The 20,236-nt window shown below is 72.2% G+C and carries 18 protein-coding genes and 1 pseudogene; 12 read left to right on the forward strand and 7 right to left on the reverse strand.

The window, feature by feature from the left end:
* Positions 1-134: 134 nt before the first annotated feature.
* The 3 genes and pseudogenes from MDN94_RS02680 to MDN94_RS02690 all read right to left on the reverse strand — a co-directional run.
* Entirely contained in the window at positions 135-1,817 is a 1,683-nt protein-coding gene (locus tag MDN94_RS02680; RefSeq protein ID WP_482724381.1) for a thiamine pyrophosphate-binding protein, read from the reverse strand.
* Positions 1,814-2,785 (reverse strand): agmatinase, encoded by a 972-nt coding sequence (speB, locus tag MDN94_RS02685; RefSeq protein WP_482724382.1) that lies wholly within the window; start codon positions 2,783-2,785, stop codon positions 1,814-1,816. Before speB ends, MDN94_RS02680 begins: the two co-directional genes overlap by 4 nt.
* A 63-nt stretch (positions 2,786-2,848) precedes the next feature.
* A pseudogene (locus MDN94_RS02690) lies at positions 2,849-3,037 on the reverse strand (sodium:solute symporter); the annotation flags it as partial.
* Positions 3,038-3,227: 190 nt separating this feature from the next.
* Between MDN94_RS02690 and MDN94_RS02695 the strand changes: the two are divergent.
* The 5 genes from MDN94_RS02695 (at position 3,228) to tesB (ending at position 8,167) form a co-directional block, all read left to right on the forward strand.
* The gene (locus tag MDN94_RS02695; RefSeq protein WP_482724383.1) at positions 3,228-4,643 is read left to right on the forward strand and encodes a PucR family transcriptional regulator ligand-binding domain-containing protein; all 1,416 of its coding nucleotides are present in this window, start codon (positions 3,228-3,230) and stop codon (positions 4,641-4,643) included.
* Between the two features lie 104 nt (positions 4,644-4,747).
* The gene (locus MDN94_RS02700) at positions 4,748-5,230 is read left to right on the forward strand and encodes a hypothetical protein (RefSeq protein ID WP_482724384.1); all 483 of its coding nucleotides are present in this window, start codon (positions 4,748-4,750) and stop codon (positions 5,228-5,230) included.
* A gap of 283 nt (positions 5,231-5,513) precedes the next feature.
* Positions 5,514-5,948, forward strand: coding sequence for a hypothetical protein (locus MDN94_RS02705; RefSeq protein WP_482724385.1), 435 nt, complete (start codon positions 5,514-5,516; stop codon positions 5,946-5,948).
* A gap of 178 nt (positions 5,949-6,126) precedes the next feature.
* Entirely contained in the window at positions 6,127-7,284 is a 1,158-nt protein-coding gene (locus tag MDN94_RS02710; protein WP_482724386.1) for an acyl-CoA dehydrogenase family protein, read from the forward strand.
* Positions 7,285-7,294: 10 nt separating this feature from the next.
* Entirely contained in the window at positions 7,295-8,167 is an 873-nt protein-coding gene (gene tesB / locus MDN94_RS02715; protein ID WP_482724387.1) for an acyl-CoA thioesterase II, read from the forward strand.
* Positions 8,168-8,379: 212 nt separating this feature from the next.
* Here tesB and MDN94_RS02720 read toward each other — a convergent pair whose 3' ends face one another.
* Positions 8,380-9,447 (reverse strand): sensor histidine kinase, encoded by a 1,068-nt coding sequence (locus tag MDN94_RS02720; RefSeq protein ID WP_482724388.1) that lies wholly within the window; start codon positions 9,445-9,447, stop codon positions 8,380-8,382.
* On the reverse strand, positions 9,444-10,121 hold the full coding sequence (locus MDN94_RS02725) for a response regulator (RefSeq protein WP_482724389.1): 678 nt from the start codon (positions 10,119-10,121) through the stop codon (positions 9,444-9,446). Before MDN94_RS02725 ends, MDN94_RS02720 begins: the two co-directional genes overlap by 4 nt.
* Positions 10,122-10,275: 154 nt before the next feature.
* Between MDN94_RS02725 and MDN94_RS02730 the strand changes: the two genes are divergently transcribed.
* Entirely contained in the window at positions 10,276-10,569 is a 294-nt protein-coding gene (locus tag MDN94_RS02730) for a hypothetical protein (RefSeq protein ID WP_482724390.1), read from the forward strand.
* Between the two features lie 82 nt (positions 10,570-10,651).
* On the opposite strand, the gene MDN94_RS02735 is transcribed toward MDN94_RS02730, so the two are convergent.
* Positions 10,652-11,440 carry a phosphatase gene (locus tag MDN94_RS02735; RefSeq protein ID WP_441263132.1) on the reverse strand — a complete coding sequence of 263 codons (789 nt, stop codon included), beginning with the start codon at positions 11,438-11,440 and terminating at the stop codon, positions 10,652-10,654.
* A 200-nt stretch (positions 11,441-11,640) separates the two neighbouring features.
* Complete coding sequence (locus MDN94_RS02740) at positions 11,641-12,234, reverse strand: SACE_7040 family transcriptional regulator (protein ID WP_441263133.1); 594 nt, start codon at positions 12,232-12,234, stop codon at positions 11,641-11,643.
* Positions 12,235-12,322: 88 nt separating this feature from the next.
* On the opposite strand from MDN94_RS02740, the gene MDN94_RS02745 reads away from it, so the two are divergent.
* The 6 genes from MDN94_RS02745 to MDN94_RS02770 all read left to right on the forward strand — a co-directional run bounded on the left by MDN94_RS02745 (position 12,323) and on the right by MDN94_RS02770 (position 20,108).
* On the forward strand, positions 12,323-13,939 hold the full coding sequence (locus MDN94_RS02745; protein ID WP_482724391.1) for a carboxyl transferase domain-containing protein: 1,617 nt from the start codon (positions 12,323-12,325) through the stop codon (positions 13,937-13,939).
* A 19-nt stretch (positions 13,940-13,958) separates the two neighbouring features.
* Positions 13,959-15,935 (forward strand): acetyl/propionyl/methylcrotonyl-CoA carboxylase subunit alpha, encoded by a 1,977-nt coding sequence (locus MDN94_RS02750; RefSeq protein WP_482726983.1) that lies wholly within the window; start codon positions 13,959-13,961, stop codon positions 15,933-15,935.
* A complete protein-coding gene (locus MDN94_RS02755) occupies positions 15,932-16,876 on the forward strand; it encodes a hydroxymethylglutaryl-CoA lyase (RefSeq protein WP_482724392.1) in 945 nt (314 codons plus the stop codon). The genes MDN94_RS02750 and MDN94_RS02755 overlap by 4 nt, the downstream gene beginning before the upstream one ends.
* A gap of 6 nt (positions 16,877-16,882) precedes the next feature.
* On the forward strand, positions 16,883-18,043 hold the full coding sequence (locus MDN94_RS02760; RefSeq protein ID WP_482724393.1) for an acyl-CoA dehydrogenase family protein: 1,161 nt from the start codon (positions 16,883-16,885) through the stop codon (positions 18,041-18,043).
* 179 nt (positions 18,044-18,222) lie between these two features.
* Positions 18,223-19,254, forward strand: a complete 1,032-nt coding sequence (locus tag MDN94_RS02765; RefSeq protein ID WP_482724394.1) for an ABC transporter substrate-binding protein — start codon at positions 18,223-18,225, stop codon at positions 19,252-19,254.
* A 2-nt stretch (positions 19,255-19,256) separates the two neighbouring features.
* The gene (locus MDN94_RS02770) at positions 19,257-20,108 is read left to right on the forward strand and encodes a siderophore-interacting protein (protein ID WP_482724395.1); all 852 of its coding nucleotides are present in this window, start codon (positions 19,257-19,259) and stop codon (positions 20,106-20,108) included.
* Positions 20,109-20,236: the final 128 nt, after the last annotated feature.

A 20,236-nucleotide genomic window follows, 5' to 3' on the forward strand; every position in this document is an offset into this window, starting at 1 on the left:
CGGCGAAGACCAAGGTGGCGGGAGCAGGACGGCGGGACCAGGGTGGCGGGGCCAGAACGGTTGCCGCGGACGGATCCGGCCCGGCCCCGGCGCATCGGGCCGCGGCGGCCGTCACCCGCCCGCAGCCCCTGCCGTCACAGGTGCGTAGGGGCGAACATCCGCAGCAGCGCCGGGAGGACGACCACCGACGGGCCCGGCTGGGCGAAGGCCTTCGTCAGGTCCTCCGACAGGGACTCCGGGCTCGTGCGGACGGCGGGGACGCCGAAGGACTCCGCCAGCGCCACGAAGTCCGGGCGGGCCAGCTCGGTGGCGGTGGCCTCGCCGAACGCGTCCGTCATGTACTCGCGCAGGATTCCGTAGCCGCCGTCGTCGACGACCAGCCAGGTGACCGGCAGGCCGTACTGCCGGGCGGTGGCGAGTTCAGCGATGGAGTACATCGCGCCGCCGTCGCCGGAGACGGCGAGGACGGGCCGGGAGGGATCGGCGGCGGCCGCGCCGAGGGCGGCGGGGAAGCCGTAGCCGAGGCCGCCGGCGCCCTGGGCCGAGTGCATGGTGTTGGGCTTGCGGGCGTCGAAGGCGGACCAGGCCCAGTAGGCCAGGATCGTCATGTCCCAGAAGCTGGGCGAGTCGTCGGGCAGCGCCTCCCGCACGGAGGCGAGGATCCGCTGCTCAAGGGTGAGTTCCTGGGCGTCGATGCGGGCCCGGACCGCCGCGAGCACGTCCCGCACGGAGGCGGCGGCCGACGGGTCCTCGCGTTCCGCCACCGTCTCCAGCAGGGCGGACAGCGCGAGGCGCGCGTCCGCATGGATGCCGAGCGCCGGGTGGTTGGACTCCAGCTTGCCGAGGTCGGCCTCGATCTGGATCACTCGGCCGCGAGGGGCGAACGTGTGGTAGTTCGAGGACAGTTCGCCGAGGCCGGAGCCGACGACGAGCAGTACGTCCGCCGACTCCAGGAAGTCGGTGGTGTGGCGGTCCTCCAGCCAGGACTGGAGGGAGAGCGGGTGCTCCCAGGGGAAGGCGCCCTTGCCGCCGAAGGTGGTGACGACCGGCGCGTCGAGCTTCTCGGCGAGCGCGAGCAGCTTGCCGGAGGCGTCGGAGCGTACGACTCCGCCGCCGGCGATGATCGCCGGCCGGGCGGCGTTCGACAGCAGGTCGGCGGCGACGGCGGTGAGCTCGGGCCGTGGCACGACGTCGTCGGGTGTGGCGTCCATGGCGGTGACGACCGGGAGGGTGGTCCCGCCAAGGAGGACGTCCTGCGGGATCTCGACCCACACGGGTCCGTGCGGGGCGGTCAGCGCCGATTCCCAGGCGGCCGCGATCGCCGACGGGATCTGGGAGGCCGTGCGCACGACGTGCACGGACTTGACGATGTCGCGGAACGACGCCTGCTGGTCGCGCAGTTCGTGCAAGTAGCCGTGGCGGCCGCCGCCGAGCCCGGCGGAGGGCACCTGGCTGCCGATCGCCAGCACGGGCGCCGACGCCGCGGCCGCCTCCTGGAGCGCGGCGAGGGACATCAGCGCGCCGGGCCCGGTCGACAGCAGCAGCGGCGCCGCTTCGCCGGTGACCCGGCCGTACGCGTCGGCGGCGAAGCCCGCGTTGTTCTCCACTCGCAGGCCGACGTACCGCAAGGACGAGCGGCGCAGCGCGTCGAACATGCCGAGCGCGTGCTGACCGGGCAGGCCGAAGACCGTCGTCGCGCCGAGCCCTGAGAGCGTCTCGACGACGAGGTCGCCGCCGTTGCGGCCGGCCGGCGGGTTCAGGGCCGCCTCTGTCTGGGCCGCGGTGGGGCGCAGCACCAGGTCGTGATCGTGGGTCACCGCGTCTTCCTGGCGTCGGCGATCTGCCGGGACATGATCGTGGTCAGCTCGTACGCGGTGTGCGACGCGGCGACGGAGGTGATCTCGGCGTGGTCGTAGGCCGGCGCCACCTCGACGACGTCGGCGGAGACGAGATTGCAGGACGCGAGGCCGCGCAGGATCTCGAGGAGTTCGCGGGATGTCATGCCGCCGGCCTCGGGGGTGCCGGTGCCGGGGGCGTGCGCCGGGTCGAGGCAGTCGATGTCGATGGAGATGTACAGCGGTCGGTCCCCGATGCGCTGCCGCAGCTGGTCGGCGACCTCGTCGGCGCCCCGGCGGTAGACGTCGGCGGAGGTGACGATGCCGAAGCCCATCTTCTCGTCGTCGGTGAGGTCCTGCTTGCCGTACAGCGGGCCGCGGATACCGACGTGGGACAGCGCCTCGGTGTCGAGGATGCCCTCCTCGACGGCGCGGCGGAAAGGGGTGCCGTGGGTGTATTCGGCGCCGAAGTAGGTGTCCCAGGTGTCGAGGTGCGCGTCGAAGTGGAGCAGGGCGACCGGCCCGTGCTTCTTGGCGACGGAACGCAGCAGCGGCAGTGCGATGGTGTGGTCGCCGCCGAGCGTCATCATCCGGGCGCCGGTTGCGAGCAGGTCGTCGGCGGCGGCCTCGATGGTGTCGACGGCCTCGTTGATGTTGAACGGGTTGGCCGCGATGTCACCCGCGTCCGCGACCTGGGCGAGCGCGAAGGGCGAGGCGTCCTGCGCCGGGTTGTACGGGCGCAGGAGCCTCGACGCCTCGCGGATGGCGTTGCCGCCGAAGCGCGCACCGGGACGGTAGGAGACCCCGGAGTCGAAGGGGACGCCGACCACGGCGACGTCGGCACGGCCGACCTCGTCGAGCCGGGGCAGCCGGGCGAACGTGGCGGGTCCGGCGTACCGCGGGATGCGGGAGGAGTCGACGGGGCCGCGCGGCTGCTCGTTGCTGCTCATGTGACATGCCTTCCTTCTTGCGCTTACTTGCGCATCGAGCCGTTTGAGGGCGTTTGTACGACTTTAACTGCGGGTCGGTGCGGCCTCGGCGGCCGGGGCCTCCGGTTCGGTCTCGTCGCCGTCGCGGCCGGCCGGCCGCTCACGCCAGGCGGCGAGCACGGCCGGGTCGGTGGGCCGGGTGGCCAGGCCGACGGCCACGTACGCGGCGAGGGAGGCGAGCAGGCCGTAGTAGACGGGCTGGTCGGCCAGGATCGACGGCCACAGGCCCTCCTCTGCTCACCTCAGTGGCGTGTCGTGCGGGGAAAGCGCCAGGGCCGATCGCGGGGACATCCGCCCGTACCCGCTGCCGCTGGATGGCATGACAGTAGGTGGCCGGAAAGCGACGCTGAAGTGTACGTTTCATCCATCGGCCCCATGAGGGATGTACGAAGGGTCCACCGCCATGTCCGCTCATGAGCCCGGATCCACGCCACCGGCGCCGGCCGTCCCGCTCGCCGCCCTGCTCGCCCGCCGGGACCTCGGGCTGCGATTGCTCACCGGCTCCGAGGACGCCGCCCTCCACTGGGTGCACACCTCCGAGATGGCGGACCCCTATCCGTACCTCCTCGGCGGTGAACTGCTGATGACGGCGGGCGTGCAGCTCAGCGACCCCTCGCGGTACGTGGAACGTGTGGTCGAGGCGGGCGCGGCGGCGCTCGGCTTCGGCGTGGCTCCGGTGTACGACACCGTGCCCGCGGAGCTCGTAGCGGCGTGCACACGCCACGGCCTGCCGCTGGTCGAGGTGCCGCCGCAGACGCCGTTCACTGCCGTGGCCCGGGCACTGTGGCGACTGATGGCCCAGGCCCGCCTCCAGGAGTTGCGACGGGTGAGCGAGGCGCAGCAGTCGCTGGCGACGGCGGCCGCCCGGCCGGCCCCTGTCCCCGCGGTGCTCGGCGCGCTGGCCTCGCGGCTCGGCGGACGCGCGGTGCTCTTCGCCCCGGACGGTACGGAGGCGGCGGCGGCGGGCCGCCCGATCCCCGACGCGGCGAGCCGTGCACTCGCCGATCTGGCGGGGGTGGTGGGCCCGCGCCCTGTCGGACCGGCGACGGCGAGCGGTGACGGCGGGGGGCTGCGGCTCGCCGCGTACGCGCTCGGCGGCGCCGACGGACTCACGCTCGCCGTCGCGGCCGAGCACCACGAGCCGGGGAACCACACCATCGCCGGGGTGGCCGTCGTCCTGCTCTCCCTGCTCACCGCCCCGCGACGGGGGGAGGATTCCGCGGTACGCGACGCCGCCCTGGTCCGCCTGCTCCTCGGCGAGACCCCGGCCGAGGCGGCGCGCTCCCTGGACCCGGGCCCCTGGACGGTGGTCCACGCCCAGGGCGGCGACGGGACCCCGTTCGCCGCGGCAGCACTGGGGGCGGCGCTGGGCACCTCCCTGGTCGAGACACCCGACGGCACGGCGGTACGCCTGTTGCTGCCCGCGAGTACAGCCGTCGTGGCCCAGCCCGGTTGGACGCTCGGGGTCAGCGCCCCCGCCGAGGGGCGGGACCTCGCCCTCGCCGACACGCACGCGGCACGCGCCCTACGCCGTGCACTCACGACGGGCAGACCGCTGGTGCGCCACCGCGAGTCCGGCCCGCTCACCCCCGCCGACGCCCGCGCACGCCTGGCGCCGCTCGCCGACTCCCCCGCGCTCGTCGAGACGCTGCGGACCTGGCTCTCCCTGCACGGCAGTTGGGACCGCACAGCCGTCGCCATGGGCATCCACCGCAACACGGTCCGCCAGCGCATCGGCCGCTGCGCGACCCTGCTGGAAGCCGACCTGGACGACGTGGACGTCCGGATGGAGCTGTGGTTCGCGCTGCGGCAGGGGTAGGTGGCCCGATGTCCACGGTTCCGTGACAAGCCCACGACCGACGCGGCCGAAAGCTGTCACCACACACCAATCCCCCTGTGCGACAAGTGTGTTGGAATTCCCGCATGGTCACTCCTGCTGACGGAACCAGGGTCGCGGACCCGGACGGGCCGGCGCGCCGCCTGCGGGCCGAGATCGAGCGGTTACGGGACGAGGCGGCGCACCAGAAGGGACTCGCCCACCGCCGTGCCGAGTTCTGGACCAAGGCCCATATCGCCCTCGGCTTCCCCGCCGCCCTCCTCGCCGGCACCGCCGGAGCCGCCGGCCTCGCCACGGCGGACGCCCGCGTCCCCGCCGCCCTGCTCGCGCTGACCTCCGCCGGCCTCGCCGCCGGCGCCGGCTTCCTCCGCAGCGACACCCGCTGCCGCGCCAACAAGCGCGCCCGGCACGCCTGGGCGGCCCTGGAAGGCCGCGCCACGGTGAAACTGGCACGCGAGGACCTGTCCCCGGAGGACCTCGCCGAACTGCTCGACCACCGCCAGGCGGCACTCTCCGCCTACGACGCGGAGGACCCCCAACAGGGCCCGCCGCCGGCACTGCCCGGCTGAGCCCACCTCTGCCGCCGATTCCGGGCCACCTGCAAGGGGCTGCGGCGCCGGCCGTCGAGCACGTTTCCTCAGTCGGTCGGATGCCCCTCCGCGTAGATCTTGAGAGCGTCTCGGATGAACCGGCGGCGCCCGCGGCGTGAGCGGGGTCCGGCCGCGTTCTCATGATCTGACGCACTCCGGGCGGTCGGAACGGCAGGCTCCGAAACGTTGACCGGTCGGAGGGAACCGCCGTACCGTTCGTCGCACAAGCGGACAAATCACTCATTGGTCGGAGTGTGGGCCCATGCACATAACCCGCCGCAGGACCGGCACACTCGCCGGCACCACCGTTCTGGCAGCCTGCCTGCTCTCGACGCTTTCCGCCTGCGGGGCCGAGGCATCCGCACCCCGACCATCGGCCGACCCCCACAAGGTCTCCCTACAGGTCGGGACCGCCCCGCTGGAGAAGGCCCTGGCGACCCAGGCCACGGCTCAGAGCGCAGCGGCGGAGGAGGCCGCGGCGAAGGGGCAGTGCACCACGGACCCGGCCGACCGCCAGAACTGCCGCAACCCCATTGGCACGATCGACCCCGACGGCGGGGACATCGACGGAGACGGCGTGTTCGAGGACAACGAGCCCGTCGGCCCCGCGTACAAGGACCCCCGCGCCTACGACGGCGGCAAGACGTCCGGCGAGACGCAGTGCGAGTGGCTGCGCTCGCAGGGAATCGCCTGCTGAGACCGCCCGCAGCCGCTCACCGACAACGCCTCCGTCCACGCGACGGGGGCGTCGTCACGCCCGTACGTGCTCAGCATCACTATGGACACTTTCAACAACCCCCCGGTAACTTAGCCTGAGCAAGCGCTTAGCCATGTGCCAGCGTGCCCACACAGTCACAGTCACCGAGGAGGCGTCCGTGCGCCGGACCGTATTCAACGAGGACCACGAGGCGTTCCGGGACACCATCCGCGCCTTCATCGAGGCCGAGGTCGTCCCCGTCTACGACGAGTGGTTCGCTGCCGGCCAGGCGCCGCGCGACTTCTACCACAAGCTCGGCGAGCTGGGCATCTTCGGCATCAACGTGCCCGAGGAGTTCGGCGGCGCGGGCCTGGACACGCACAAGTTCGAGGCCGTCCTCTACGAGGAGACCTCCCGTGCGGGCGTCCAGTTCGGCGGCTCCGGTGTGCACGTGCTGCTCGCCCTCCCCTACATCAAGCTGCTCGCCACCGACGAGCAGAAGAAGCGCTACCTGACGAAGTTCGTCACCGGCGAGGAGATGTGGGCGCTGGCGATGACCGAGCCGGGCACCGGCTCCGACGTCGCGGGCATGAAGACCACGGCCAAGCTCTCCGAGGACGGCACGCACTACGTCCTCAACGGTGCCAAGACCTTCATCACCGGCGGCGTGCACGCCGACCGTGTGATCGTCTGCGCCCGTACGTCCGCCCCGCGCGAGGACGACCGCCGCTTCGGCATCTCCCTGTTCGCCGTGGACACCAAGTCCGAGGGGTACTCCGTCGGCCGCAAGCTGGACAAGCTGGGCCTGCGCACCTCCGACACCGCCGAGCTGGCCTTCGTCGACGTCAAGGTCCCCGTGGAGGACCTGCTCGGCGAGGAGAACAAGGGCTTCTACTACCTCGGCCAGAACCTGCCGTCCGAGCGCTGGGGCATCGCGTTCGGCGCGTACGCCCAGGCCAAGGCCGCCGTCCGGTTCGCCCAGCAGTACGTGACCGACCGTACGGTCTTCGGCAAGCCGGTCGCCTCGTTCCAGAACACCAAGTTCGAGCTGGCCGCCTGCCAGGCCGAGGTGGACGCGGCGGAGGCCGTCGCCGACCGCGCGCTGCAAGCGCTCGACGCCGGCGAGCTGACCGCCGCGGAGGCCGCTTCCGCGAAGCTGTTCTGCACCGAGGTCGCCCACCGTGTGATCGACCGCTGCCTCCAGCTGCACGGCGGCTACGGCTACATGAACGAGTACCCGATCGCCCGCCTGTACGCCGACAACCGCGTCAACCGTATCTACGGCGGCACCAGCGAGGTCATGAAGTCCATCATCGCCAAGTCGATGGGCCTGTAGGTTCCCTGACGTGAACCAAGCGCTCGACGAGCTGCTCGATCTGCTCGACCTGGAGCAGATCGAGCAGAACATCTTCCGGGGAAGCTCCCGTTCGGCCGTGGTCCCACGCGTCTTCGGCGGGCAGGTCGCCGCTCAGGCGCTGGTCGCCGCGGGCCGGACGGCCCCGGCGGACCGCACGGCGCACTCGCTGCACTCGTACTTCCTGCGCATGGGCGACCCGGGCGCCCCGATCGTCTACACGGTCGACCGCATCCGCGACGGACGGTCGTTCACGACCCGGCGGGTGGTCGCGGTCCAGCACGGCCAGCCGATCTTCCACCTCTCGGCGTCGTTCCAGACGCCGGAGGAGGGTTTGGAGCACCAGGCGGAGATGCCTGACGCGCCGGACCCGGAGTCGCTGCCGACGGCCGCCGAGATGCTGCCGCGCTACGCGGACAGCTTCGTCGACCCCGGCGTGGTGGACCGGCTCCTCGAGGCACGGGCGGCGGTCGACCTCCGCTACGTGGACGAGCCGCCGTACGCCACGGCGGGCCGACCGCGCGAGCCGCGCTCCCAGGTCTGGTTCCGCGCGAACGGCAAGCTCGCCGACGACTCCCTGCTGCACGTCTGCCTCGCGACGTACGTCTCCGACATGACGCTGCTCGACTCGGTCCTGCTCGCCCACGGCCGGGGCGGCTGGGCGGTCGGAGACGTCGTGGGAGCGTCGCTGGACCACGCGATGTGGTTCCACCGGCCGTTCCGCGCCGACGAATGGCTCCTGTACGACCAGCAGTCACCGTCCGCCTCCGGCGGCCGGGGCCTGGGCCAGGCCCGTATCTACACCCAGGACGGCCAGCTGGCGATCTCGGTCATCCAGGAAGGCGTGGTCCGCGTCCCGCGCTGACCGCCGCGCGGCGCGCGCCCCGGCCGGCGGTCAGGCGGCCGGGGTGTGCGCCGCGAACACCACCTTCGACGCGTCACGCGTCACCCTCCGCCCTGAGGCGGGGCGTCGCCCCGGGCACGCTGGACACCCATGGCCCCCGGGCTCGGGGTTCGTTCAGGACCGGGTCGTTCCGTCGAGTTCGGTCATGTCCGTCCGGGCACCGGCGGCTCCGCTCACGCGCCGGGGGCCGCCGGCACCGGCAGTGTCGCGGCCAGGGCGAAGCCCCCTGTAGGCGTGGGGCCGGCCGTGAGGGTGCCGCCGAGGGCCGCCGTACGGGTGCGCAGGCCGGAAAGGCCGTGGCCGCCGGGGTCGGGGGGCGGACAGGAGCCCGGCGGCGGTTCGTTGTGCACGGCGACGAGCAGGGTGTGGCCGGTGCGGCGCACCGTCACACGGGCGGCGGCGCCGGGGGCATGACGGCGGATGTTGGTCAGGCCCTCCTGGACGATGCGGTAAGCGGCGTGCTCGACCGCCGGAGGGCAGTCGCGGGCGTCCAGGTGCACCGCCTCGACGAGGTCGCGCGCCGCCTCGAGGAGTTCCGGGAGCTGCGCGAGGCCGGGCCCGTCGTGGCGGATGGCCCGGCGCAGGTCGGCGGCGGCGCGGCGGCTGAGCTCCCCCAGGGCGGCGGCCTCCTCCCGGTACGGGGCAGAGTCGGCGGCCGCGGCGAGCCCGCTGCAGCGCAGGCTGATCAGGCTCAGGTGGTGGGCGGCCGTGTCGTGGACGTCCCGGGCCAGCCGTTCGCGTTCCCGCAGCGCGGCCTGTTCGGCGGCGTAGCGCCGCTCGCGTTCCCGGGAGAGCGCCAGTTCGGCGAGGCGGGCGGCGAGTTCGGCGCGGGCCCGGCCGAGCAGGCCGAGGGCGGCGGGGGCGACGGCGAGCAGCCCGGCCAGCAGGACGCTGAGGGTGGTCTCCGGCAGCGACCAGGCGTATCCGTCCAGGTCCCGCCACGGCACGAACGCCACGACAGCGACGGCGGCCGAGGCGGCGACCACTTCGCCACGGCGGCGCTCGGACGCTGCGAGGGCGTGCAGCGCGCACACGGCGGGCAGCCACAGTACGCCGGTGGCGAGTGTCGGCAGCGTGAGGGCGAAGACCGTACGGGGGAAGCGCTCGCGCAGGACGAGCAGGCCGGCCGCGGCGAGCGCGCCGGCGGCCATCCAGTCCTGCAGCCAGACCCGGGTGGCCAGTACCTCCGCGACGGCGGCGGCGACGACGAGGGCTTGACCGGCCCAGTACCGGGCGCTCATCCCGGTCCCTGTCCGCCCGTGGCGCGGTGGACGACCGCGGCCAGGCCGACCCGGCTGGTGACGGAGAGCTTCCGCTTCAGCGCGCCGATGTGTGTCTTGACCGTGGTCACCCCCATACCGAGGTGTGTGGCGATGTCGGTGTTGCACAGTCCCGCCGCGATCAAGGTGAGGACCTCGTGCTCACGCCGGGTGAGGCCCGCGAGGTCGTCGGACGCCCGCGGCGTGGGGGCGGGGGCACCGGCCGTGTACCGGGCCAGTACGGCGGCGCTGCCCGGCGGTGTGCAGATCACCCCGCCGGCGGCGAGGAGGCGCACCGCGTCGACGAACAGGCGCGGTTCCGTGGTCTTGAGCAGGAACCCGGACGCGCCCTCCCGCAGGGCGCGCTCGACGTGGTCGGCGCGGTCGAGGGCGGTGAGCATGGCCACCACGGGCGGGGCGGGCAGTGCCCGCACGGCGTGCAGCACGTCGAGGCCGGAGGCTCCCGGCATGTCGATGTCCAGCAGGACCACGTCGGGGGCGAGCCGCCGCGCCGTTTCGAGGGCGTCGGGGCCGTCGCAGGTGGCGGTGACGGTGATGTCGTCGGCCGAGTCGAGGAGCCGTTGCAGCGCGGCGCGTACCAGTTCCTCGTCGTCGACGACGAGGACACGCACCGGCGGCCTCAAGTCGTAGTGCAAAGGTCGTCCTGTGGTCTGAGCGATGGCGTGCCTGCGGCTGCGAGCCTGGATGCAGATCCTAGGACGCCACAAGCGCCCGTCCGGATCCCCGGGGGCTGGACCAACCCCCGGGACCACGCTGCCCGGGCCGCCGGGCCGTTGCCGGGAGGGATCCGTGAGTGCGGTGCCGCAGGCCGAGGAGGAACCGTCGTACGCCGATGAGCCGGCGAACGACGCGGCCGGCACCGCGGCCTGGGCGAAGGCTTCGCCCGGCGTCCGGGCGGTGTGGACCGCCGGCGGCGCGCTACTGATCGTCGGCTCGGTGGTGCTGTTCCTGGTCCTGCGTGAGCGGCTGATCGACCTCGGGACCGGATGGCGGTACGTCCTGGCGCTGGGCCTGCGGGGCTCGCTCTCCCTGCTGCTGCTGGGCGGGACGTACTGCGTGGTGCGGGGCCTCTGGCGCCACTGACCCCGGCGGGGGGGCCGCGGTGGGGGCCGCGGCGAGTTCCGGGACGTGATGCCGGCGGTGGCGCAGGGGGCCACCGCCGGTTTCACAGCTCGTGGGTGAGGCCCGCCGCGTCGAGCAGGTACGCCGTCATGGGGTCGTAGAAACGCGGGTCGGTGACGTGATCGTCGAGGGGGACGGTCACCTGGAGCGTGCCCTCCGCCTCGCCGATGAACAGCGCCGGGTCGTTGCAGTCCGCGTATCCGATGGAGTCCAGCCCGCGCTGTCCCGCACAGCCTGCCCAGCCGTGATCTGCCACCACGAGGTCGGGCAGCGGTCTGCCCTCGTGCGCCATGGCGTCCAGGATGGCGGCCATCGGGGCCGGTGAGTGGGTGTGCCAGAGGGTCGCGCCGCGCTCGAGCATGGCGACGTCGGCGAACTGGAAGACCATGCCTTCGTCCGCGATCAGCCCGCCCGGGATCCGCACGATCTCGCAGCCGGCCGCCCTCAGCGCGGCTGCCGTGGCCCGGTGCACGTCCAGCAGCCCGCCGGGGTGACCGGTCGCGAACAGGACCCGCTCCTTCGCGTCGGCCGCCTTGCGCAGTCGCGCGGCCATGCGTTCGAGCGCGTCGACGGTCAGCTCGGGGTCGATGGTGTCCTGTCCCTGCCGGTGTCCGGGATCGTCGCTGACCCCGCAGCGCTCCGCCATGACGGCGAGCACGTCCTGCTCGTCGCTCCAGCGGTCCCCGAGTTCGAGGCCGAGCCAGTAGTGCCGGTCACCGTTGGCGAGCTTGCGGTAGTGGGAGAGGTTGTTGTCGCGCGGAGTGGCGACGTCTCCGGCGATACGTGTGCGGACGAGGTGGTCGACGAGAGCGGCACGGCTGGGTATCGGCATGGACCCATTGTGCCGTGGGGTGAGCGGAGCGTGTCGACCGTATTGCCCCCTGGGACGTGCCCCACGGCCCCGAGCCGTGTTCCGGGCGCGGGTGCTCCTTCGCAGCCGGACCCGCGACCCGGCCCCTGCGCCGTCGAACCTGCGACCCCGGCGGACGCGCCGCTGCGCCGTTGACCGCGGTTGCGAGGCGGGTGCGTCCGTCAGCCGGCGAGCGACGCCAGCGCCCCGTGTGCCAGACGCCGCAGCAGACCCTCCGTCGCCGCGCGGCCCAGGGGGCCGCCGCCGTTCGCCCCGAGGTGCGGGGTGGAGTTCAGCAGACCGAAGACCGCGTGCACGGCCGCCCGCGCCTCGGACTCCGCGACCTCGGGGTGGAGCTCTCGGACCACGGTCACCCACAGCTCCACGTACTGACGCTGGAGCTGGCGCACCCGCTTGCGGTCACTGTCCCGGAGGCGATCCAGCTCCCGGTCGTGCAGGGTGATCAGGGGGCGGTCGTCGAGGGCGAAGTCGATGTGACCGTCGATGAGGGACGCGAGCACCGACTCCGGCCCGGTGCCGGCCTCCTCGACCCGCAGCCGCCCCCCGTCCAGGAGGCGCTCACTGATGCCGACCAGCAGCTCCGCCAGCATGGCGTCCTTGCCTGCGAAGTGGCGGTACAGGCCGGGGCCGCTGATACCGACCGCGGCTCCTATCTCGTCGACGCCCACGCCGTGGAAGCCGCGCTCTGCGAAGAGGCGGGCGGCCTCCTTGAGGATCTGCTCGCGGCGGGTCGGGGCCGCGGTCCTGGTGCTCATGAACATTCATTCTAGACAGGGCGGTTAGCGGTCGTTAACCTTGACGCAACACGTTAACGCTCATTAACCGAGCAAGGGAGCTCGATCAATGCAGCAGGCACCAGTGCTGGCGAGCGCCGCGGACCCGGCCTCCGAGGCCTGGCAGGCCAATGAGGCGGCACACCAGGAGCTCGCCGACGGTCTGCGGTCCCGTCTCGCGGCGGCCCGCCTCGGCGGCGGCGAGAAGGCGCGCGCCCGCCACACGGCGCGCGGCAAGCTGCTGCCCCGGGAGCGGGTCGACACCCTGCTCGACCCGGGGTCGCCGTTCCTCGAGCTGGCCCCCCTCGCGGCCGAGGGGATGTACGGCGGGCAGGCCCCGGCCGCCGGCGTGATCGCCGGGATCGGCAGGGTCAGCGGCCGTGAGGTCGTGGTCGTCGCCAACGACGCCACCGTCAAGGGCGGGACGTACTACCCGATGACGGTGAAGAAGCACCTGCGGGCGCAGGAGGTGGCCCTGGAGAACCGCCTCCCCTGCGTCTATCTGGTGGACTCCGGCGGCGCATTCCTGCCGATGCAGGACGAGGTGTTCCCCGACCGCGAGCACTTCGGGCGGATCTTCTACAACCAGGCCCGGATGTCCGGCGCCGGGATCCCTCAGATCGCGGCAGTGCTCGGCTCGTGCACGGCGGGCGGCGCGTACGTCCCGGCGATGAGCGACGAGGCCGTGATCGTCCGCAACCAGGGCACCATCTTCCTGGGCGGTCCGCCGCTCGTGAAGGCCGCGACCGGTGAGGTCGTCACGGCGGAGGAGCTCGGCGGCGGCGAGGTCCACTCCCGCGTCTCCGGTGTCACCGACCACCTCGCCGAGGACGACGCGCACGCCCTGCGGATCGTCAGGAACATCGTGGCTACTCTCCCCCCGCGCGGACCACTGCCCTGGCAGGTCGAGCCCGCGGAGGAGCCGAAGGTCGACCCTGCGGGGCTGTACGGGGCGGTGCCGGTCGACTCCCGCACGCCCTACGACGCCCGCGAGATCATCGCCCGCGTCGTGGACGCGTCCCGCTTCCAGGAGTTCAAGGCCGAGTTCGGTCAGACGCTGGTCACGGGTTTCGCCCGGATCCACGGCCATCCGGTCGGCATCGTCGCCAACAACGGCATCCTGTTCGCCGAGTCCGCCCAGAAGGGCGCGCACTTCATCGAGCTCTGCGACCAGCGCGGCATCCCGCTCCTCTTCCTGCAGAACATCTCCGGCTTCATGGTCGGCAAGGACTACGAGGCGGGCGGCATCGCCAAGCACGGCGCCAAGATGGTCACCGCGGTGGCCTGCACCAGGGTGCCGAAGCTGACCGTGGTCGTCGGAGGTTCGTACGGCGCGGGCAACTACTCGATGTGCGGCCGGGCGTACAGCCCTCGTTTCCTGTGGATGTGGCCCAACGCCAAGATCTCGGTGATGGGCGGCGAACAGGCCGCGTCCGTGCTGGCCACCGTCAAGCGCGACCAGCTCGAGGGCCGCGGCGAGCAGTGGTCCGCCGAGGAGGAAGAGATCTTCAAGGACCCGATCCGCGCCCAGTACGAACAGCAGGGCAACGCCTACTACGCGACGGCCCGCCTGTGGGACGACGGCGTGATCGACCCGTTGGAGACCCGGCAGGTGCTGGGGCTCGCTCTGACCGCCTGTGCCAACGCCCCGTTGGGAGACGCCGGCTTCGGCGTCTTCCGGATGTGAGGGACCTTCCACGATGACGATGTTCGACACCGTTCTGGTGGCCAACAGGGGCGAGATCGCCGTACGGGTCATCCGCACCCTGCGGTCCCTCGGCGTACGCTCCGTGGCCGTCTTCAGCGACGCCGACGCCGGGGCACGCCATGTGCGAGAGGCCGACACGGCCGTCCGCATCGGCCCGGCGCCGGCCGCCGAGAGCTATCTCTCCATCGAGAGGCTGCTCGACGCCGCGACCCGTACCGGCGCGCAGGCCGTGCACCCGGGCTACGGCTTCCTCGCGGAGAACGCGGGCTTCGCCCAGGCCTGCGCGGAGGCCGAGCTGGTCTTCATCGGACCGCCGCCGTCCGCGATCTCCCTCATGGGCGACAAGATCCGCGCCAAGGAGACGGTGCGGGCGGCCGGGGTCCCGGTCGTGCCCGGATCGTCCGGCAGCGGACTGAGCGACGAGGAACTGGCCGCCGCCGCACGCGAGATCGGCATGCCGGTGCTGCTCAAGCCCTCGGCGGGCGGCGGCGGCAAGGGCATGCGCCTCACCCGCGTGGAGTCCGCCCTGATGGACGAGATCGCGGCGGCCCGGCGTGAGGCACGCGCCTCCTTCGGCGACGACACGCTGCTCGTCGAGCGCTGGATCGACCGCCCTCGGCACATCGAGATCCAGGTGCTGGCCGACGGCCACGGCAATGTGGTCCACCTCGGCGAGCGCGAGTGCTCGCTCCAGCGCCGCCACCAGAAGATCATCGAGGAGGCGCCGTCCGTTCTGCTGGACGAGGCGACGCGCGCCGCGATGGGCGAGGCCGCCGTGCAGGCCGCCCGCTCCTGCGGCTACCGCGGCGCGGGCACGGTGGAGTTCATCGTGCCGGGCACGGACCCCTCCCAGTACTACTTCATGGAGATGAACACCCGCCTCCAGGTCGAGCACCCGGTCACCGAGCTGATCACGGGACTGGACCTGGTGGAGTGGCAGCTGCGGGTCGCGGCCGGCGAGCCGCTGACGTTCACGCAGGACGACATCACCCTCACGGGTCACGCGATCGAGGCCCGGATCTGCGCCGAGGACCCTTCCCGCGGATTCCTTCCCTCCGGCGGCACGGTCCTGAGGCTCCAGGAGCCGCAGGGCGACGGAGTGCGCACCGACTCCGGCCTCAGTGAGGGCTCGGAGGTCGGCAGCCTGTACGACCCGATGCTCTCGAAGGTCATCGCATACGGCCCCGACCGCCCCGCCGCACTGCGCAAGTTGCGCGCGGCCCTGGCCGACACGGTGACGCTCGGCGTCCCGACGAACGCCGGCTTCCTGCGCCGGCTGCTGGCCCACCCGGCTGTCGTCTCCGGCGAGATGGACACCGGCCTGGTGGAGCGCGAGGCGGAGGGCCTGGTCCCGGCCGGCGTGCCGGACGAGGTGTACGAGGCCGCGGCGGCGGTCCGCGCCGCCGCGCTGGCGCCTCGCCAGGACGGCGCCGGCTGGACCGACCCGTTCTCCGTGCCGACCGGCTGGCGGATGGGCGGCGAACAGGCCCTGCTGGCCTTCCCGTTGCGCGTGCCGGGCTCGGATCCGGTCGACCACGCCGTCCGCCGGCAGGCGACGCCCCGGGTGGAGGCGCACACGGTCTCCGTGGAGATGCACGGCGTCACGCACACCTTCCACCGGGCGGGCGACTGGCTCGGCCGGGACGGCGACTCCTGGCATGTGATGGACCACGACCCCGTCGAGGCATCCCTGAGCGGCGCCGGCCGTTCCGGGGTGGACACCCTCGCGGCGCCGATGCCGGGCACGGTCACCGTGGTCAAGGTCGCCGTGGGTGACGTGGTGGCCGCGGGGCAGAGCCTGCTCGTGGTGGAGGCGATGAAGATGGAGCACGTGATCTCGGCCCCGCACGCGGGGACCGTCACGGAGCTCGACGTCATCGCGGGCTCGACCGTCGCCATGGACCAGGTGCTCGCCGTGGTCACCCCCGAAGAGACCGGGGAGACCGTGACGACCGACGGGGAGGCCACCGCATGACCGGCACCGAAGGACTGCCGATGACCGTCCGCGGCCAGGGACTTCCCGACCGTGTGCGCATCCATGAGGTCGGTCCCCGCGACGGCCTGCAGAACGAGAAGTCGGTGGTGCCGACGGAGGTCAAGGCGGAGTTCATCCGCCGCCTCGCCGGATCGGGGCTGACCACCGTCGAGGCGACGAGCTTCGTCCACCCCAAGTGGGTGCCCCAACTGGCCGACGCAGAGAAGCTGTTCCCGCTGGTGAGCTCCCTCGCCGGCGTGCGGCTGCCGGTCCTGGTCCCCAACGACCGCGGCCTGGACCGGGCGCTCGGCCTCGGCGCCCGCGAGGTGGCCGTGTTCGCCAGCGCCACGGAGTCGTTCGCCAAGGCCAATCTCAACCGCACGGTCGACGAGGCGCTCGCCATGTTCGCGCCGGTCGTGACCAGGGCCGTGGAGCACGGACTGCGGGTGCGCGGCTATCTGAGCATGTGCTTCGGCGACCCGTGGGAGGGCCCCGTGCCCCTCGCTCAGGTCGTCCGCGTCTGCCGCAGGCTGGCCGACATGGGCTGCGACGAGCTGAGCCTCGGCGACACGATCGGTGTCGCCACACCCGGCCATGTCGCCGCCCTGCTCACCGAGCTGGCCGGCGCCGGGGTCCCGGCCGACCGGCTCGCCGTGCACTTCCACGACACGTACGGCCAGGCTCTCGCCAACACCTTCGCCGCGCTCCAGCACGGCGTCAGCGTCGTCGACTCGTCCGCGGGCGGCCTCGGCGGCTGCCCGTACGCGAAGAGCGCGACCGGAAACCTCGCCACCGAGGACCTCGTGTGGATGCTTCACGGCCTCGGCATCGAAACCGGGGTCGATCTCGGCCGGCTCACCGCCACGAGCGTGTGGATGGCCGAACAGCTGGGCCGCCCCAGCCCCTCCCGTACCGTCCGCGCCCTCTCCCACAAGGAGTGACCCCTGATGTCCCTGGATCACCGGCTGTCCGCCGAGCACGAGGAACTACGCCGTACGGTCGAGCAGTTCGCCCACGACGTGATAGCCCCGAAGATCGGCGACTTCTACGAGCGGCACGAGTTCCCGTACGAGATCGTCCGTGAGATGGGTCGTATGGGCCTGTTCGGGCTGCCCTTCCCCGAGGAGTACGGGGGCATGGGCGGCGACTACCTGGCTCTCGGGATCGCCCTGGAGGAGCTGGCCCGCGTCGACTCCTCCGTGGCCATCACGCTGGAGGCGGGCGTCTCGCTGGGCGCGATGCCGATCCACCTGTTCGGCACCGAGGAGCAGAAGCGGCAGTGGCTGCCGCGGCTGTGCTCCGGTGAGCTGCTGGGCGCGTTCGGCCTGACGGAGCCTGACGGCGGGTCCGACGCCGGCGGCACCAGGACCACCGCCGTACGGGACGGCGACGAGTGGGTCATCAACGGCTCCAAGTGCTTCATCACCAACTCGGGCACCGACATCACCGGTCTGGTCACCGTGACCGCGGTGACGGGCCGCAAGGAGGACGGGCGTCCCGAGATCTCCGCGATCATCGTCCCCTCCGGGACGCCCGGATTCACGGTGGCCGCCCCCTACTCCAAGGTCGGATGGAACGCCTCCGACACCCGCGAGCTTTCCTTCGCCGACGTCCGTGTCCCGGCCGCCAACCTGCTCGGCGAAGAAGGGCGCGGGTACGCGCAGTTCCTGCGCATCCTCGACGAGGGCCGTATCGCCATCTCGGCGCTGGCGACCGGTCTCGCGCAGGGCTGTGTGGACGAGTCCGTGAAGTACGCACGGGAGCGGCACGCGTTCGGCAGGCCGATCGGGTCGAACCAGGCCATCCAGTTCAAGATCGCGGACATGGAGATGAAGGCCCATATGGCACGCGTCGGCTGGCGGGACGCGGCGTCGCGGCTGGTGCACGGCGAGCCGTTCAAGAAGGAGGCAGCCGTCGCCAAGCTGTACTCGTCGACGGTGGCGGTGGACAACGCCCGTGAGGCGACCCAGATCCACGGCGGCTACGGCTTCATGAACGAGTATCCGGTGGCCCGCATGTGGCGCGACTCGAAGATCCTGGAGATCGGCGAGGGCACGAGCGAGGTCCAGCGGATGCTGATCGCAAGGGAGTTGGGCCTCACCGGCTGACCTGGGGCTCATCGCGGCGCGCGGCACCCTGACGGGGCCGCGCGTCGCGCCGTGTCCAAGGTCACGCACCGCTCGCGCGCCGGGCGCCTGACCGGCCCTGGACAACTTCTGAGGTTAGGCTAACCTACCTTCAAAACCTGCCAGTGGCCTATTCGGCACGTACGAAAGCGGACACCACCATGCCCAACGCCCGAGCTTCCCATCTCACTCGACGCGGCCTGCTCTCCGCCGGCGGCGCCCTCGGGCTCGGCGTGGCGCTCGCCGCGTGCGGCCAGGAGACGAAGGGCAAAAAGGGCGACTCCGACAAGCCCGCCGCGAAGTCCGGCCCTTGGTCCTTCACCGACGACCGCGGCCAGAAGTCCGAGTCGAAGGCCGCGCCGAAGAACATCGTCGCCTTCACCGGCACCGCCGCCGCCCTGCACGACTACGGGGTCGAGGTCACCGGCGTGTTCGGTCCGACCAAGACCGCCGACGGCAAGGCCGACGTCCAGGCCGGCGACATGGACATCAGCAAGGTCGAGATCCTGGGCAACGTCTGGGGCGAGTTCAACGTCGAGAAGTACGCGGCGCTCGCGCCGGAGCTGCTGGTGACGGACATGTGGGAGAAGGACGCCCTCTGGTACGTGCCGGACCAGTCCAAGGACAAGATCCTCAAGCTGGCCCCGAGCGTCGCCCTGTGGGCCGCCCAGATCAACATGCCGGGCGCCCTCCAGCGTCGTGCGGACCTCGCGGAGTCCCTGGGCGCCGACATGAAGGCCAAGAAGGTCACCGACGCCAAGGCCCGCTTCGAGAAGGCCGCGGAGCGGCTGCGCCAGGCGGCAAAGGCCAATCCGAACCTGAAGGTCCTCATCGGCTCCGGCAGCCAGGACCTCTTCTACGTCTCCGTCCCCAAGATGTCGGCGGACACGCTCTACTTCCAGGAGCTCGGCGTGAAGTTCGTCGAGCCCAAGCCGAACGCCCAGGGCTTCTTCGAGGAGCTCAGCTGGGAGAACGCCGGCAAGTACGGGGCCGACATCATCATGCTGGACAACCGCACCGGCACCCTCCAGCCCGACACCCTGAAGGCCAAGCCCACCTGGGCGGGCCTCCCCGCGGTGAAGGCCGGTCAGGTCGTCCCGCGTGTCACCGAGCCGATCTACTCGTACGACAAGTGCGCGCCGATCCTCGAGGACCTCGCGAAGGCCATCGAAAACGCGAAGAAGGTCTCCTGACCATGACGACCGAGGCCGAGATCGCCCCGTTCCGTTTCTTCGACCTGCAGGTTGCGCGGACAAGGCGGCTCGGCCCGTCGCTCGTCCGCGTCACCTTCACCGGGCAGAGCGAGGACGGCCTGCGGGACTTCGTGGCCGGCGGCCGCGACCAGTCCCTGTCGCTGTTCCTTCCGCACCCGGGCCAGCCGGCCCCCGTCGTCCCCGTCGACGCGGGTGACGGCGGCGCCATCTTCGCCGCGTGGCGTGCGCTGCCCGACGACGTACGGGCCGTGATGCGCTCGTACACGGTGCGGGAGCAGCGCGTCGAGGACGGCGAGGTGGACATCGACTTCGCCGTGCACGAGGACGGAGGCCCGGCCTGCCGCTGGGCGCTGGCCGCCGAGCCCGGTCACCGGGTGATGGTGCTCGGCCCCGCGGTCGCCGACAACACCGGCGTGCGCTGCCGGCCGCCCGAGGACACCGATTGGGTGCTGATCTGGGCGGACGAGACGGCGCTGCCCGCCGCCTCGGCGATCCTGGAGTGGCTGCCCGCCGGCCGGAAGGCCAAGGTCTGGCTGGAGGTGCCGCACGCCGGCGACCGGCTGCCGCTCAAGACCGACGCGGACGCCGACATCACCTGGCTCGTCCGGGACGAGGGCGCGCCGTCGGCCGTGGAGGCCGTCGCCGCCGCCGAGTTGCCCGAGGGCGTCGGCTACGCGTGGATCGCGGGCGAGTCCGGCAGCATCAAGGCGCTGCGGCGCCATCTGGTGAACGACCGGGAGTTCGACCGCCGGAAGGTCACCTTCGTCGGCTACTGGAAGCGCGGCGTGAGCGAGGACGGGCTCCGCGAGGAGCCGGCCGAAGAGGACGAGTGACCCGCCGCGGCCTCAACTGACCGTCTGAGCACGGTCATTGTTTGATCAACGACATATCGGTTGTGCCCCGAGGGGGGCGAGGGACTTTCGAGGCTTGAGTTAGGTTAGGCTTACCTTACTTAAGGCGT

The organism is Streptomyces sp. WAC00040 (assembly GCF_056835925.1).

What these genes read in the sequence shown, in the direction of transcription:
- speB (WP_482724382.1), bottom strand. Translation starts at nt 2,785, where the DNA reads ATGAGCAGCAACGAGCAGCCGCGCGGCCCCGTCGACTCCTCCCGCATC.
- MDN94_RS02695 (WP_482724383.1), top strand. Translation starts at nt 3,228, where the DNA reads ATGTCCGCTCATGAGCCCGGATCCACGCCACCGGCGCCGGCCGTCCCG.
- MDN94_RS02700 (WP_482724384.1), top strand. Translation starts at nt 4,748, where the DNA reads ATGGTCACTCCTGCTGACGGAACCAGGGTCGCGGACCCGGACGGGCCG.
- MDN94_RS02705 (WP_482724385.1), top strand. Translation starts at nt 5,514, where the DNA reads ATGCACATAACCCGCCGCAGGACCGGCACACTCGCCGGCACCACCGTT.
- MDN94_RS02720 (WP_482724388.1), bottom strand. Translation starts at nt 9,447, where the DNA reads ATGAGCGCCCGGTACTGGGCCGGTCAAGCCCTCGTCGTCGCCGCCGCC.
- MDN94_RS02735 (WP_441263132.1), bottom strand. Translation starts at nt 11,440, where the DNA reads ATGCCGATACCCAGCCGTGCCGCTCTCGTCGACCACCTCGTCCGCACA.
- MDN94_RS02740 (WP_441263133.1), bottom strand. Translation starts at nt 12,234, where the DNA reads ATGAGCACCAGGACCGCGGCCCCGACCCGCCGCGAGCAGATCCTCAAG.
- MDN94_RS02745 (WP_482724391.1), top strand. Translation starts at nt 12,323, where the DNA reads ATGCAGCAGGCACCAGTGCTGGCGAGCGCCGCGGACCCGGCCTCCGAG.
- MDN94_RS02750 (WP_482726983.1), top strand. Translation starts at nt 13,959, where the DNA reads ATGTTCGACACCGTTCTGGTGGCCAACAGGGGCGAGATCGCCGTACGG.
- MDN94_RS02755 (WP_482724392.1), top strand. Translation starts at nt 15,932, where the DNA reads ATGACCGGCACCGAAGGACTGCCGATGACCGTCCGCGGCCAGGGACTT.
- MDN94_RS02760 (WP_482724393.1), top strand. Translation starts at nt 16,883, where the DNA reads ATGTCCCTGGATCACCGGCTGTCCGCCGAGCACGAGGAACTACGCCGT.
- MDN94_RS02765 (WP_482724394.1), top strand. Translation starts at nt 18,223, where the DNA reads ATGCCCAACGCCCGAGCTTCCCATCTCACTCGACGCGGCCTGCTCTCC.
- MDN94_RS02770 (WP_482724395.1), top strand. Translation starts at nt 19,257, where the DNA reads ATGACGACCGAGGCCGAGATCGCCCCGTTCCGTTTCTTCGACCTGCAG.